This is a genomic window from Planococcus sp. NCCP-2050, from assembly GCF_023708025.1.
In the GTDB taxonomy this organism is placed as follows: domain Bacteria; phylum Bacillota; class Bacilli; order Bacillales_A; family Planococcaceae; genus Planococcus.
The window spans coordinates 301,170-315,039 of record NZ_BRCX01000001.1 but is presented as its reverse complement, the minus strand read 5'-3'; the positions used below and the strand labels follow the sequence as shown (position 1 = coordinate 315,039).

Sequence of the window (13,870 nt, the reverse complement as noted above, 5' to 3'; positions counted from 1 at the left end):
GAATTCCTCCTTTACTGCTACTCAATAATACGTTTCAATATGCAAAAAGTTTCACTTATTTGCTTGTCTACCTTATATTTTACAGCGAAGGGAAAGGCAATACAAACTTTGCGGGCTGAGCGCCAAAAGATTCGAAATACTGGACAAGCGCCTAAAAATTTGGCAAAATGCATAGTAGAGAAATGGAGTTGCCTGTCCATGCATGAAGTGATTTATATGAAAGCGGAGTTTGAACCTTGGTGGATGTTTGAAGAATGGGAAGAAAAAGTTGTTTCCAGAAAAACCTTCGTCCGAAAAACGGAAGCCGAAGCATATCGTCATCAATTAATGGAACAGTTAAAAAGGAAGTATCCGCAAAGTGAAATCCGTGAAGAAGCGTTCGCTGCATTTTGGCGCGAAGGCGAAATTGAGTATTGTGAATCATGTGATGATGACATGCAGATGTATCATGGCATACTTTGGCTCAAAAATGGCAGTCCAATAAAAAGTTTTTAGATTTATTTGACTTTTCTAATTTGCTTGCTATAATGAATATATAGAACTAAGGTTTCAACGAAGTTAAAATTTAGATTTCACCAGCAACAGCTATTCACCTATTCAAAAAAGTGATCAGCACGTTATGGTACTTTTTTGAATATGTGAATTTTTTTTATGGAAATTCCATATTGCAAATTTTTTATCTACAGGAGGTAGTACACATGCAACAAGGTACAGTAAAATGGTTCAACTCAGAAAAAGGTTTCGGTTTTATCGAAGTTGAAGGCGGAGATGACGTATTCGTTCACTTCTCAGCGATCCAAGGCGAAGGCTTTAAAACGCTTGACGAAGGACAAAAAGTTGAGTTTGAAGTAGAGGAAGGCAACCGCGGACCTCAAGCTACAAATGTTACTAAACTATAATCTCCAAGAACCGCTCATCTGATGGGCGGTTCTTTTTTGTCTATATATAATTTCTTTTTATTCATAATTATAAGTTTTATTAAAATGGATTAGAAAATCAGCCGTTGTTTAAATAATGAGGGGTTATGGGTATAAATGAGATAGGGATAGATGAACTTAAATAGGAGGGAATAGAATGGCAGGATCAAACGATATGCAGAGAACCGAAGACTTAAGAGGCGTTGTCGTCTCTTTTGACACAGCAAAAGGCTTTGGCTATATAAAAGGCGATAATGGGGAGATGTTCTTCACCCATGCCAAGCATACGGATACAGACGACGTTTCGAATTTCAAAGAAGGCATGATCGTCAATTTCATCGCGGTGGATGGCGCACCGGGAAAAGAAAGAATCGCAACAAATATCACGATGGATTTCTAAATACACTCGTGTCAAAAATTCAGTTACAAAAAGGAGATTAGTCTATGACGGATGCATATTTAAAGAAACCACTGCCATCAGCTGATGAGCAGAAGGACTTTTATCAAAATTTGCGCAGCAAAATCGAGCATTGGCTAGAAAATAAGTCTGGGCCGCTGAGCCGCTTCAGCAAATATATCCTATTTGCGCCGGATCTTTTCCATTTGCTGACGAAATTGATGCTCGACAGGCGGATCGATTCCAAAAACAAGGGCATGGTAGGTGCCGGTATTCTTTACTTTATCGCACCGATTGACTTCTTGCCGGAGTTCATCGTTGGACCAGGCGGTTTCCTAGATGATGTGGTTGTAGCTGTTTTCGTCATCAATACACTGCTCAACAAATTCCCGATCGAAGTCATTGAAGAGCATTGGGCTGGCGATGACGAGCTCTTGTCCGTTGTCCGCGGCATATCCAACTCAGGCAATAAATTCGTTTCCAAATTGCCGGCAGGCCGTTTGGTGAAACGTTTCATGAAATAAAATAGGCTAGTAAGTTTAAACTGCAGGCAAATCCATGAATCCGGATTTGTCTGCAGTTTTTATTTTGGCGCAGCGGAGGGTGAAGGGAAGAGGCGTAATATACTGGAGCGCGCATATTCTTTTGAGCGAGCGCATTTCGCTTCGAACGCACGCAAACTCGCACGAACGCACGTATTTCTTTTTAACCGCGCGCAAATTCGTCTGAACGCGCACAACTCATTCATTTGAGTATCGCAGCATAAGAAAACCGCCTCTCCGTGAAGAGAGGCGGTTAAATCATGGATTAATTTGTGATGCCTTGAGCTTCTTTCCACTCAAGGAATTCATCGTAGCCTAATTGCTTATCAAGGATGGTTCCGTCTTCACGGATTTCGATGACGCGGTTCGCAACGGTTTGGATAAACTGATGGTCATGGGATGTGAAGACCATCGCGCCTTTAAAGGCGATCATCCCGTTATTGAGCGCTTGGATGGATTCTAGGTCCAAGTGGTTCGTCGGCTCATCAAGCAGTAAGACGTTCGCATGAGAAAGCATCATTTTTGAAAGCATGCAGCGCACTTTTTCGCCACCGGAAAGGACAGAAGGTTTCTTTTTCACTTCTTCGCCGGAGAACAGCATTCTGCCGAGGAAGCCGCGAAGGAAGGTTTCGCTTTCGTCTTCTGGTGAATATTGGCGTAGCCAATCCACTAGGGATTGTTCACTGCCTTCGAAATAAGCCGTATTGTCGATTGGCAGATACGCACGGGAAGTGGTTACACCCCATGAAATCGAACCGGTTGCCGGCTCGTCTTCTTCAGCTAAAATGCGAAGAAGCGCTGATTTTGCAAGCGGATCGCCGATCAAAACGATTTTATCTTCTTTGTTCATATTGAAACTGATGTTATTGAGCAATTGATTGCCGTCCACTTTTTGGCTAACATCTCGAACCGTCAAGACATCGTTTCCGATTTCGCGGCCGATTGTAAAGTTGACGAACGGATATTTGCGGGAAGAAGGGCGGATATCATCAAGTTCGATTTTATCGAGCATTTTCTTACGCGATGTTGCCTGCTTCGATTTAGAAGCATTCGCAGAGAAACGCGCGATAAACGCTTGAAGCTCTTTGATTTTCTCTTCTTTTTTCGCATTTTGGTCACTCGCAAGGCGTGTTGCCAATTGGCTGGATTCATACCAGAAGTCGTAGTTTCCTACGTACAATTGAATTTTGCCGAAATCAAGGTCAGCGATATGCGTGCAGACTTTGTTCAAGAAGTGGCGGTCATGCGAAACGACAATAACGGTGTTTTCAAAGTTGATCAAAAACTCTTCCAGCCATTTGATGGCATCCAAGTCCAAATGGTTCGTCGGCTCATCCAGAAGAAGGACGTCCGGCTTGCCGAATAAAGCTTGGGCAAGCAATACTTTTACTTTGTCCGAACCGGAAAGTTCAGCCATTTTTTTATCGTGAAGGTCCTCGGAAATGCCAAGGCCTTGAAGCAAAATCGCCGCTTCAGATTCCGCTTCCCACCCGTTCAATTCAGCGAATTCGCCTTCAAGTTCGGCAGCGCGCATTCCATCTTCATCGGAGAAATCTTCTTTCATATAAATCGCATTTTTTTCAGCCATGATTTCATAGAGTTTTTTATGGCCCATGATGACCGTTTCAAGAACTGCGTGTTCTTCGTATTCGAAGTGATCCTGCTTGAGTACAGCAAGGCGTTCGCCTGAACCCATGGACACATTTCCGCTTTGCGCTTCCAAATCACCCGAAAGGATTTTGATGAACGTGGATTTGCCCGCACCGTTTGCACCGATTAATCCGTAGCAGTTGCCAGGGTTGAATTGAATATTTACATCTTCGAAAAGTTTACGGTCGCCAAAGCGAAGACTTACATCATTTACAGCTATCATTTAAACGTACCTCCTAAATTTCACAATAAGAAGAGTATACCATGAATCGCATTAAAATCGATAGCAATCACTTGCGGTCTGGGATAAACTTAAAGCAGTCTGCATGATTTATTTGTATTTGCGTAATTTATAGGCATCAAGCAATCCGAGATCTTTGTTCAGCAAATACTCCATCTTCACATAATCTTTGCGTTCTGGAATATGTTCTTTTGTCAGGCCTTTCATCGAAAAGATGAAATAATAGCCGCCAATTTGCCGGAATAGCACAACTACGTGTGGAAATTCATCGAATATCGCTTTGATATTATATCTTTTTGCGTAACTCCAGTTTACGAGTTTCATTGGTTGACCCGCCTTTCAACCTTCATTTTAATAAATTCTTGCGGGGAACACAAGTTTGTATATACCCTAAAAGAAAGGGGAATAATATTATGACCGCTATACAGAAGAAATCGGCGCTTGGCTTGATGGTGATGGCCATCTTTTTTGTGTCATTGAATTTGAGGCCGGCCATTTCATCTGTCGGACCGCTGCTTGAAATCATCCGTGTGGACTTAGGGCTTAACAATACCCAAGTCAGTTTACTGACATCCATTCCGGTATTTTGCATGGGCTTGTTCGCACCCCTCGCAGTTGTCTTTAACCGGAAATTCGGCATGAAGCGCTCAGTGGCATTTTTGATCGTGGTCATCGGCGCTTTGACGTTTGTGCGCGGACTTGCTCCGACATTTGCAGTGCTTTTAATGAGTTCCTTTTTCATCGGATTGTCGATCGCGATCATCAGCCCGCTGATTTCAGCAATGATCAAGCGGAATTTCCCGACGAAAACAACGGCTCTGATCGGCGTCTACTCTTTCGGATTAGGGCTTGGTGCTACATTATCGACCGGTTTTACGGGCGTATTCTACACGTGGGTCAATTGGCCATTTGCGCTTGCAAGCTGGGGAGCTCTGGCAGTAATCGCTTTAATACTTTGGTTCCGGGTCAATGAACCGAAAAATGAAGGATTGGAAGACGATTTAACGGTGGGGCCAGGAAATTCTCCGTGGAAAAATCGGCGGGCCTGGTATATGCTGGTCTTTTTCGGGCTTCAATCGGCTTTGTTTTTCTCGATGATCACCTGGCTTGCACCGATACTCATTGAAAAAGGGATGACGGTATTGGCCGCGAGTGCCGTTCTCACTGTCATGACTTCAGTTCAATTGGTTGGGAATTTATCGATTCCGGCTCTTTTGGCAAAATTTCCGAGCCGTTTATTTTGGACCATTGTCAGCTTGCTTTTTGGGGCGGCAGGCATTGGCTTGTTGATGATGGATAATCTGGCGCTTGTTTGGCTTGCGGCCATCTGCCTCGGTTTCACTTTGGGCGGCTTGTTCCCAATCGCTTTGCTGATGCCCCTTGATGAAAACGAGCGGGCTGATGATGTAAACAGCTGGACCTCGATGATCCAAGGGGGAGGGTATGTTATTTCCAGCATCATGCCGTTCTCTGTAGGCTTCTTTTATGACCGGTTCGGCAGCCATGACCTTACATTGATCCTCTTTATGAGCTATATTGTGCTGCTCGCTGTATTGGCCATTCTTTTAAGCAACAGAAAAAAAGAACAAACAATTTGAAACCGCATAAAGGAGATATAGATAATGAAATATGAATTAGTTTTATTTGATATTGATGATACATTGCTCGATTTTCCGGCCACTGAAAAAGCAGCTTTACATAATACTTTTATGGATTACAAAATGCCGACAGGCTTCGCAGATTACCATTCCAGCTACAGGGAAATTAGCAATGTCTTATGGAACGATCTCGAAGAAGGAACGCTTACGTTGCCGGAACTTGGAGTCGAGCGGTTTCAGCGTCTATTTGCACACCACGAATTAACTGTCGATCCGAAGCTTTTCAGCCAATCGTATTTAACGCATCTTGGCAACGAAACGCATCTCATTGAAGGCGCGGTAGAGTTATGCCAATCACTTGAAGGCTGCCGACTCGCCATCATCACCAACGGATTTGGCCAAGTACAGAAGACGAGGCTTCAAAACTCACCGCTTGCCGATCTTTTTGAACAAATTATCGTGTCGGAAGAAACCGGATTCCAGAAACCGCATCCTGGAATTTTTGATTATGCGTTTGGAAAACTGGAAGGGGCGGAGAAGGAAAAAGCATTGATTGTCGGAGATTCCCTTTCTTCAGACATCCGCGGCGGCAATAATTACGGAATTGCGACCTGCTGGTTTAACCCATACCATAAGAAAAATGAAACCGGGATAAAACCGACCTACGAAGTCCATTCCTTATTGGAAGTGGAAGAAATCGTCAAAGGGCTTAACAACTAATACGATAGAAGAAACATGAAAACGAGCTGTTCCGATGAGGAACAGCTCGTTTATATTTTCGGTAAAAGATTTGGACTAGTTTTGTCCGCATCGCTAGCTCTATCGTTAAGTTGGTGAAAAGCAACCAACTTTCCTGTGGACTCTTCAACATCCACTAATCCTGGTCTGTATGTTAGCCAAACGGGTTATGGGTGTTGCTTGACTAATAAAGAAAATGTATTCGTTAATCCTTTTGCTTCATGAATAAAGGGGAGCTTCACTAGACTTTCACTTCATTCCAAGTTCCGCAGCGGAAACCGGCTAAAGGCAAAAAGGTGCTCCTGCAGCACTATGTGCTTCGTCGCAAAGACTTGACCTCACTACGATTGGCCAATGTCTTTCCAGCGGGAATAGCGAAGTGCCGAAATCCACTTGAGCGTTAGCTCAAGTTAGTTCGGCTCGAGTCCGCGGAAAGCGTCCGGTTGAAGCGGAGGAACTTAATTAAGAAAATAACTTTTTTTCTATCATATAAGGAGATACATTTTTAGTCTCCACCATAAAACGAGCCGTTCCAATAAGGAACAGCTCGTTTCTTTTTACTGATTCACTTTGTCTTGCTCCCAGACAGTATCCAGGAATTCGTCGCGCCCGGATTGTTTGCGGTCTTCCGTATAATGGTCGGGATTTTTTTTGTAGAAATCTTGGTGGTAATCTTCAGCTGCATAAAACGGAACCGCATCGAGGATTTCTGTGACGACGGGTTTCTTGAATCGGCCGCTTTCATCAAGCTCACGTTTTGTCTTTTCAGCCAATTCGCGCTGTTTTTCATTGTGGACGAAAATAGCCGGACGGTAGGACGAACCGCGGTCCTGGAATTGCCCTTCATTGTCAGTTGGATCAATTTGCTGCCAGAAAATATCAAGAAGCTGTTCATAGGAAAAGATCTCGGGTTGGAAAGTGATTTCTACAACCTCTAAATGTCCGGTAGTTCCAGACTTCACTTGTTCATATGTAGGGTTTTCAACATGCCCTCCACTATATCCGGAAATGACGCTATCGATGCCGTCGAACTGGTCGAATGGTTTGACCATGCACCAGAAGCATCCGCCTGCAAATGTCGCTTTTTCTGTCATACTGTTTTCTCCTCTCGTTGCACCGGGATGAATTTCTTCAAATCCAAGCAGTGAATATGAAAAAATCTTAACACTCCCACTGTTTCCGCACAATAAATATGTTTATACTAATGAAACAGAAACCTATTTAACAAGTTAGGCGTCTCATGTAAGGTACGATTTAGAAAGGAACGTGTAGATTATGGAAGAAGAACGTCAACAAGCCAGGAGAGGCCGGCGCAAGAAAAAACGATTCCGCCTCCGTGGACTCCTCCTATTAGTATTCATTGCAATTCTAGCAATAGGGGCTTATGTGTTTATCCAATTTCAAAACGGCAGCAAGCTAGCTGAAAATACAGAGCAAATTCCAGTAACGTTCAATGGCGATCCGGAAAATGATGAGTTTGAGAATATTTTAGTGCTGGGCATCGACACACGCGGAGAAGAAAAATCGCGTACCGATACCATGATGCTCATGACGCATGATAAAAAGACCGATGAGGTGAAATTAACTTCGTTTATGCGGGATATTTACGCAGACATTCCGGGCTATCAGTCGTATAAGCTGAATACCGCTTATTATTTAGGCGGGGTGGATTTGCTGGCAGATACACTGCGAGGCATGTTCGGTATTGAAATTCAGCATTATGCATTGATCGATTTTAAAAACTTTGAACAATTAGTGGATATTGCAGCGCCGGATGGTGTAGAAATTGAAGTGGAAAAAGACATGTCAGAAAAAATCGGCGTTACATTGACGAAAGGCACACATAATTTAAACGGCAAGGAACTTCTCGGCTATGCCCGTTTCCGTGCGGATAATGAAGGTGACTTTGGCCGGGTGCGCCGCCAGCAGCAAGTGCTGTCAGCAATGAAAGATGAATTGATCAGCGTATCAGGAATTCCGAAATACCCGAAACTTGCAGGAGCGGTCCAAGGATATATCCAGACGGACATTCCGTCAACGGACCAAGTGAAATTAGCGATGCAGCTTGCGTTGAACGGCGGCAGCGATTTGGATCGCCTGACCATTCCCGTAAAAGATGGCTATAGCTACGGTTCCTATTCACATGCTGGTTCTGTATTGGAACTGGATATGGAACGAAACAGACAAGCTTTGTCCGAATTTTTATCCCAAACTCTGAAATGAATAGTCTGACAATATGTTAAACTGATAGATAGAGAAATATTTCAGAAAGTAGGAGTGGCAATGGAACCGGAAAAACAATCTTTTTTTTCGACGAATTTTATTCGCTTTCTAGGTGGAACGAATACGCTTTTCACTTTGATTGCCCTTGTACTTCTCGGATTGGTGATTTTTATCTTCCGGGAAGTCTCTTTCATTTTCAATCCCTTAAGCGTCTTCATGAAAACGGTCGTGCTGCCCGTCGTGCTGGCACTGATCCTGTATTATCTGCTGCGTCCGATTCTGCGGCTGCTGGAAGGGTTTAAAATCCCGCGCATTTGGGGGATATTAATCATTTTCCTTGGGCTCATCGGGCTCATTACCTTATTGGTTGTATTGGTATTTCCTTTTTTGAAGACTCAATTCCAAAACTTGATCATGGAATTTCCGAATTACTTCATGCAGCTTTTAACGGATCTCGATGCCTTTTTACGCGCATCTTACATAGGTGACTATTACACAGGTTCGAGCTTTGATATTGAAGAATTGGTAGCGACGCTGCCGGGGAATATTACAGATACGCTGCAGAATACAGTAACGAGCATTATTTCCGGAGTAACAGGATTGATCTCGACAATCACTTCCGTCATTTTATCCGTCGTGATTGTTCCGTTTATTCTTTTTTACCTTCTGAAAGATGGAGAAAAGCTCCCGGAGTATTTTGTGAAGCTATTGCCTCCTCGTTTGCGCCAAGACACACGTGAAGTGCTGTCGGAAGCGGACAAACAGCTGGGCGCATACATCCAAGGCCAAATCATTGTAGCCTTCTGCATCGGAGTCATGATCTATATCGGATTCCTTATCATCGGCATGGATTATGCGTTGCTGCTCGGGGTCCTCGCAATGGTCACGAGTGTGGTTCCGTATCTTGGGCCGGCAATCGCCATTACGCCTGCAGCGATAATCGCATTAGTCACTTCACCGTTCATGCTTGTGAAGCTTGCGATCGTCTGGACAGTGGTCCAGCTGGTGGAAGGCAATTTGATATCACCGCAAGTCATGGGCAAAACGATGTTTATCCACCCGGTGACGATTATTTTTGTTTTGCTGACAGCAGGTTCTTTGTTTGGCATCGCCGGCGTTATTTTAGGGATACCGATGTATGCCTTGGTGCGTGTATTAGTATCGCATCTTTATAAATTGTTCAAACGGCGGTACAATCGCCATGAACCGGCTCTTGAAAATAAATACGATTACACCGAGTTGCACTAACAGTTTGAGAAATTAACGGCAGTGGTATAGAAAGATTATTAAGAGTTGGGGGTTTCCATGTATGAATTTCAAACAATTTTTATCTTCTATCGGCATTGGGTCGATGCAAATCGAAACCGTAGTTGAAAGGCCGCATCTAGACGAAGGCGAAACATTGAATGGCACTGTCTATTTCACTGGCGGCGAAAGTGATCAGGATATTGACTTTATCGAGTTGAATGTATTGAAACAGATTGAAGATTACCGGGAAGACAGCGATTTTGATGTGATCGAAAAAACAGTCGCCAAGCAGACCTTAGAGTTTGCAGGCTCTGTAAAATCGAAAGAAACCGTCATGCAGCAATTTGAAATTGTTCCGGACGAACGCTGGATTCTGGATATGCCAAAGGCGAAATTGATCTTGCGGACAGTTGTCCATATCAAGAATGGCGTCAACGCCCAAGACGAAGATGAAATAACTTATGGAATCCAAGAATAGCAAACTAAAACGAGCACTTGAATTGTTTCAACAATTCAAGTGCCTTTTTGATTGGAGAGATTGTGTATGGCAGCCGTTAATGATTTACAACTGGCAAAAGCAATAGAAGAATTGAAAATTGGCGGAACAAAACAGTATATGGAGATCCAAAGGCAGAATGCCTCCTTCTATAATGGGAATTATCTGTCTGCCGAAGGAAAAGGGGTTGTTTTTTACACACCGGATTATTGCTACGGCCTCGGGTTCGGTTTAGGTGAACCTGGTCAACAACCGGATCTTGAATCCTTGGAAGCGGAACTTGTCGCTCGAAACGCAGCGGCACATCTACACTTGGAAATTACCCCTTTTAGCGATGAAGCATTTATTCACATGCTGCAAAATAAGGGCTATACGTTCGATCATTTTCTGTCCGTTTGGATATTGGACATGGCAAATTGGAAAGAAACCAAGCTGCTTGAGCAAAGTTCAACTTCAGAAATCCTAAAAGTGGACGATTACCATTCTTACGATTGGGCATGGACGGTAGCTCTTGGCATTTCACAGGATCATACGGTGACAGAAGAAGCAATGGAGTCGGTCCGCGCATTTTGGGAAGTGCCAGGCAATACAGCTTTTCTATTAAAAGAAGGGCCTGAGAACGTAGCGGGGGCCACTGTCGCCATCAAGGGAAACCTGGCAGAGCTGTTTTTAACCGCCACCATTAAACCATACAGGGGAAAAGGGTACCAAAATCGCTTAATCGAAGAACGCATCCGGTTCGCAAAAGCGGCGGGCTGTCAATTTATCACGGTGACGACCAAACCTGGAAATTCATCAGCACGCAATATGAAAAAGAACGGCTTTTCATTGATGTACCAGCGAGCCGTACTCAAAAGCCCGCCATTAAGATAATGAGCGAGTTTTTTGAAAGCAATTGTAGAAAATTACATAAGGAATTCAACTAAATAAACAACAAACAGCAAAGAGTCATCAAAGTTTTCCAATTCTATTCGAAAAATGGCTTTCCAAAATCACTTGTAATAAACTACATAAGGATTTTATTTAAAAACAAAACCCGCAACAAGAAAAAGAGAGCTTCAATAAAGAAGCCCTCAAAAGAATTAAAACCAAAACCCGGCAGAGCAACTGACAATTAATAGAAAAGCAAAAACAGCCGTCATAGCTGCATCCACTTTTTGGAGTTTAATCACCTGGAAATATTCAGATCTTGCTTCGCCCGTAAAACCACGTGCTTCCATCGCAAAAGCGGAACGCTCTGCATTGCGGACAGCTCCGGCAAGCATCGGAATCAAGACTTTCCGCATGCCAAGCAAACGACGCAAGCCATTTTTTTCGACTTCAGCACCGCGGAGTCGATGAGCTTGCTGGATTTGGGTGAATTCATCTTTCATTACCGGAAGGAATTGATAGCCAACTAGAACGCCATACGCAAGTTTGGGCGACAGCTTCATCTGCTGCATCAAACTCATGATGAATTTCACAGGATCGGTGGTAAAAGCAAACATCAGCGATAAAGTAGAGAAGGCCATCACACGAAAAGCGAGCGACAGCGCAGTTTCCAATTGATCAGCAGTCACTTGAAATCCTAAGTATGACCAGATGACTTCGCCACTTGTATCAGCAGCAAAAACGATGGTCGTCCATAAATAGCCGAATGCACCTAAAGCAAAAGGGAGCATAAACAAAGACCAGGTTTTCCAGTTCACTTTGCTCATGAAAACTTGCATAAGCAGTACGCCGACCCAGAAAAAGAACGGAGTCCAAGGGTTGAAGAAAAAAGCGATGGCGAACATCGAAAGGGTCACCAGAACAAATTTCAGCGAAGGGTTCATGTCATGCAAAAGATTTTGCAAACTGTACAACTCCTTTCGGCGGAAGCAAATGGTGTTCAGCGAGCAAATCCGTATTTTTCCAAACTTCATGGGCAGGGTATTTTCCAGTCATTTTCCCGTCTTTTAACAGCAGGAGGGAATCGGCGAGACTTGCTGCAAGTTCCATATCGTGCGTGACGATTAAGAACGTGATGCCTTCGTCTGCCCGTTCAGCAATCAGTCGATGCAACTCTTGAAGCGCAGCTGCGTCCTGGCCTGAAGTCGGTTCATCCATCAAAACGACCGTGCGCCGGTCTGCAAGCATCGCACCAGTTGCGACGCGGCGTTTCTGGCCATGGCTCACTGAAAACGGATGGTCGTATTGGATTTCCTTCAAGCGCAGCCGGTCCATCAAATCGTCCAATTCGTCTGGAGTTGCTATGCCTGAAAACGCCAGTTCTTTCGCTACGGTTTTTTCTAAGAATAAATACTCGGGAGACTGCGGCACAAATCCGACTCCAGGTGATTGGATGCTCCCGGCATCAAGCGGGTATATTCCGCATAATGCCTTTAATAACGAAGATTTCCCACTGCCGTTTGGACCGGCAACGACCATTATTTCACCTTTATGGGCAGTAAACGAAAGACCGGTCATGAGTTCTTTTCCATTAGCCTTTACTGCAATTTCTTCAGCCTTCAGAACGATTTCTGAACCCATTGACGAAGCCCGTTCAGGCAATGAAACAGGAGAACGGACACTGGCTATTTTGTCGCTGATAAAATAGCCGGAGCGATCTAATTGGATTTCCCGGCTGAAAAAAGAATCCCATAAGTCGAGCCGGTGCTCTACGGCAACAATTGTCAAATTCAAGTCTTCCTGGAGCCGGTCTAGCCAATGGATAAACTCTTTCGCAGTCACGGGATCCAAATGTGAGATCGGTTCGTCCAATAACAGCACTTCAGGTTCCATAACTAACGCGCAAGCAGCTGCAACTCGTTGCTTCGTACCGCCAGATAAGGATTGGATCACTTCATGCCGCAGAGCTGACAAACCGGTCAGCTTTAAAACTTCGGTAATTCTTGTCTGCATTTTCTCGCGGGGAACGTGAAGATTCTCCAAGGTGAAAGCCAATTCTTCTTCAACCGTTGGCATGCAAAACTGGGAATCGGGATCTTGAAAGACGGTTGCGACCCGGCGGTTGATTTCACCTGGCGCATACGACTCAGCGTCTTTCCCGAAAAGCCGGATGCTGCCTGTGAGCTCTCCATCGCAATTAAGCGGGTATAAGCGATTCAATAAGTAAAGCAGCGTGCTTTTCCCGCAGCCGCTTGGCCCTGAAATGACAACGCGTTCTCCGTTATGGATATCAAAGGAAATAGCAGACAAGGTCGGCTGCTCGTCGTCTGGAAAACGGAAGCCAAGCTGTCTAAGTGAAAAAACGGCTTCATGCACGGGCATCACTTTTCTTCGAACGAGAAATGGCGTAGCCGCGAAGCGAACCCGTCGCAAGCAGGCCATCCGAAATGAATTTTCCGCCGATCCCAGCAATAATCATGCCGCTGAGCACACGCAAGGTAAACATCAAAGCGACAAAAGAAGGGTCGAGTGCTGCATAGCCTGAAATGAAGAAGCCGTATACAAAACTGAAGACGGCTGAACCGGCACCGGCAAGCATCAACACAGCGAGATTGAAATGCTTGTAGCCAGTTATGGCAAAAGCCGCTTCTGCGCCTAGGCCTTGTACAATGCCAGACAATAGGAGGCGGGGGCCGACCGCGTTCCCAAGCAGCACTTCAATCGCTGCAGCCATCGATTCCGATAACACCGCTGCTCCTGGTTTTCGAATGATGTTCATGCAAATGATCGAAACGATAAACCAGATTCCGAACATCCATTCATATGCGAGCGGGCCGATTACAGCCGCCCAAATGTTCGAAACGTGGACAAATACCAAATAAACGATGCCGAACACGACAGCAAATAAAGACATTAATACCACTTCTTTTAATTTCCACGATGTCAGCAT

16 protein-coding genes are annotated in these 13,870 nt (G+C 44.4%); 10 read left to right on the top strand and 6 right to left on the bottom strand.

Annotation, left to right across the window (positions count from 1 at the left end; translation table 11 throughout):
• Positions 1-39 precede the first annotated feature (39 nt).
• From NFU07_RS01630 to NFU07_RS01615, 4 genes are all read left to right on the top strand, one after another.
• Positions 40-495: a DUF1033 family protein gene (locus tag NFU07_RS01630; protein WP_251473732.1), complete on the top strand. Its 456-nt coding sequence runs from the start codon at positions 40-42 to the stop codon at positions 493-495.
• Positions 496-698: 203 nt separating this feature from the next.
• The gene (locus NFU07_RS01625; RefSeq protein ID WP_052651506.1) at positions 699-899 is read left to right on the top strand and encodes a cold-shock protein; all 201 of its coding nucleotides are present in this window, start codon (positions 699-701) and stop codon (positions 897-899) included.
• Positions 900-1,074: 175 nt separating this feature from the next.
• Positions 1,075-1,317: a cold-shock protein gene (locus NFU07_RS01620; RefSeq protein WP_235196346.1), complete on the top strand. Its 243-nt coding sequence runs from the start codon at positions 1,075-1,077 to the stop codon at positions 1,315-1,317.
• A 44-nt stretch (positions 1,318-1,361) separates the two neighbouring features.
• Positions 1,362-1,838 carry a YkvA family protein gene (locus tag NFU07_RS01615; RefSeq protein ID WP_251473730.1) on the top strand — a complete coding sequence of 159 codons (477 nt, stop codon included), beginning with the start codon at positions 1,362-1,364 and terminating at the stop codon, positions 1,836-1,838.
• Between the two features lie 283 nt (positions 1,839-2,121).
• Here NFU07_RS01615 and NFU07_RS01610 read toward each other — a convergent pair whose 3' ends face one another.
• Entirely contained in the window at positions 2,122-3,729 is a 1,608-nt protein-coding gene (locus NFU07_RS01610) for an ABC-F family ATP-binding cassette domain-containing protein (RefSeq protein ID WP_251473728.1), read from the bottom strand.
• A gap of 108 nt (positions 3,730-3,837) precedes the next feature.
• Complete coding sequence (locus tag NFU07_RS01605; RefSeq protein WP_052651512.1) at positions 3,838-4,071, bottom strand: hypothetical protein; 234 nt, start codon at positions 4,069-4,071, stop codon at positions 3,838-3,840.
• Between the two features lie 89 nt (positions 4,072-4,160).
• On the opposite strand from NFU07_RS01605, the gene NFU07_RS01600 reads away from it, so the two are divergent.
• A complete protein-coding gene (locus NFU07_RS01600) occupies positions 4,161-5,345 on the top strand; it encodes an MFS transporter (protein WP_251473718.1) in 1,185 nt (394 codons plus the stop codon).
• A 24-nt stretch (positions 5,346-5,369) separates the two neighbouring features.
• A complete protein-coding gene (locus NFU07_RS01595) occupies positions 5,370-6,065 on the top strand; it encodes a YjjG family noncanonical pyrimidine nucleotidase (RefSeq protein WP_251473710.1) in 696 nt (231 codons plus the stop codon).
• Between the two features lie 575 nt (positions 6,066-6,640).
• On the opposite strand, the gene msrA is transcribed toward NFU07_RS01595, so the two are convergent.
• Entirely contained in the window at positions 6,641-7,177 is a 537-nt protein-coding gene (gene msrA / locus NFU07_RS01590; protein WP_251473708.1) for a peptide-methionine (S)-S-oxide reductase MsrA, read from the bottom strand.
• Positions 7,178-7,358: 181 nt separating this feature from the next.
• Between msrA and NFU07_RS01585 the strand changes: the two genes are divergently transcribed.
• The 4 genes from NFU07_RS01585 to NFU07_RS01570 all read left to right on the top strand — a co-directional run bounded on the left by NFU07_RS01585 (position 7,359) and on the right by NFU07_RS01570 (position 10,923).
• A complete protein-coding gene (locus NFU07_RS01585; RefSeq protein WP_251473695.1) occupies positions 7,359-8,306 on the top strand; it encodes an LCP family protein in 948 nt (315 codons plus the stop codon).
• Between the two features lie 60 nt (positions 8,307-8,366).
• Positions 8,367-9,554, top strand: a complete 1,188-nt coding sequence (locus NFU07_RS01580; RefSeq protein WP_251473693.1) for an AI-2E family transporter — start codon at positions 8,367-8,369, stop codon at positions 9,552-9,554.
• Between the two features lie 61 nt (positions 9,555-9,615).
• Entirely contained in the window at positions 9,616-10,032 is a 417-nt protein-coding gene (locus NFU07_RS01575; RefSeq protein ID WP_251473690.1) for a sporulation protein, read from the top strand.
• Positions 10,033-10,098: 66 nt separating this feature from the next.
• Positions 10,099-10,923, top strand: coding sequence for a GNAT family N-acetyltransferase (locus NFU07_RS01570; RefSeq protein ID WP_251473687.1), 825 nt, complete (start codon positions 10,099-10,101; stop codon positions 10,921-10,923).
• Positions 10,924-11,132: 209 nt separating this feature from the next.
• Here NFU07_RS01570 and NFU07_RS01565 read toward each other — a convergent pair whose 3' ends face one another.
• The 3 genes from NFU07_RS01565 to NFU07_RS01555 are packed head-to-tail and all read right to left on the bottom strand — an operon-like array spanning position 11,133 to position 13,870.
• A complete protein-coding gene (locus NFU07_RS01565; RefSeq protein ID WP_251473685.1) occupies positions 11,133-11,885 on the bottom strand; it encodes an energy-coupling factor transporter transmembrane component T family protein in 753 nt (250 codons plus the stop codon).
• A complete protein-coding gene (locus tag NFU07_RS01560; protein WP_251473681.1) occupies positions 11,866-13,302 on the bottom strand; it encodes an ABC transporter ATP-binding protein in 1,437 nt (478 codons plus the stop codon). The genes NFU07_RS01565 and NFU07_RS01560 overlap by 20 nt, the downstream gene beginning before the upstream one ends.
• The gene (locus tag NFU07_RS01555; protein ID WP_251473680.1) at positions 13,289-13,870 is read right to left on the bottom strand and encodes an ECF transporter S component; all 582 of its coding nucleotides are present in this window, start codon (positions 13,868-13,870) and stop codon (positions 13,289-13,291) included. The genes NFU07_RS01560 and NFU07_RS01555 overlap by 14 nt, the downstream gene beginning before the upstream one ends.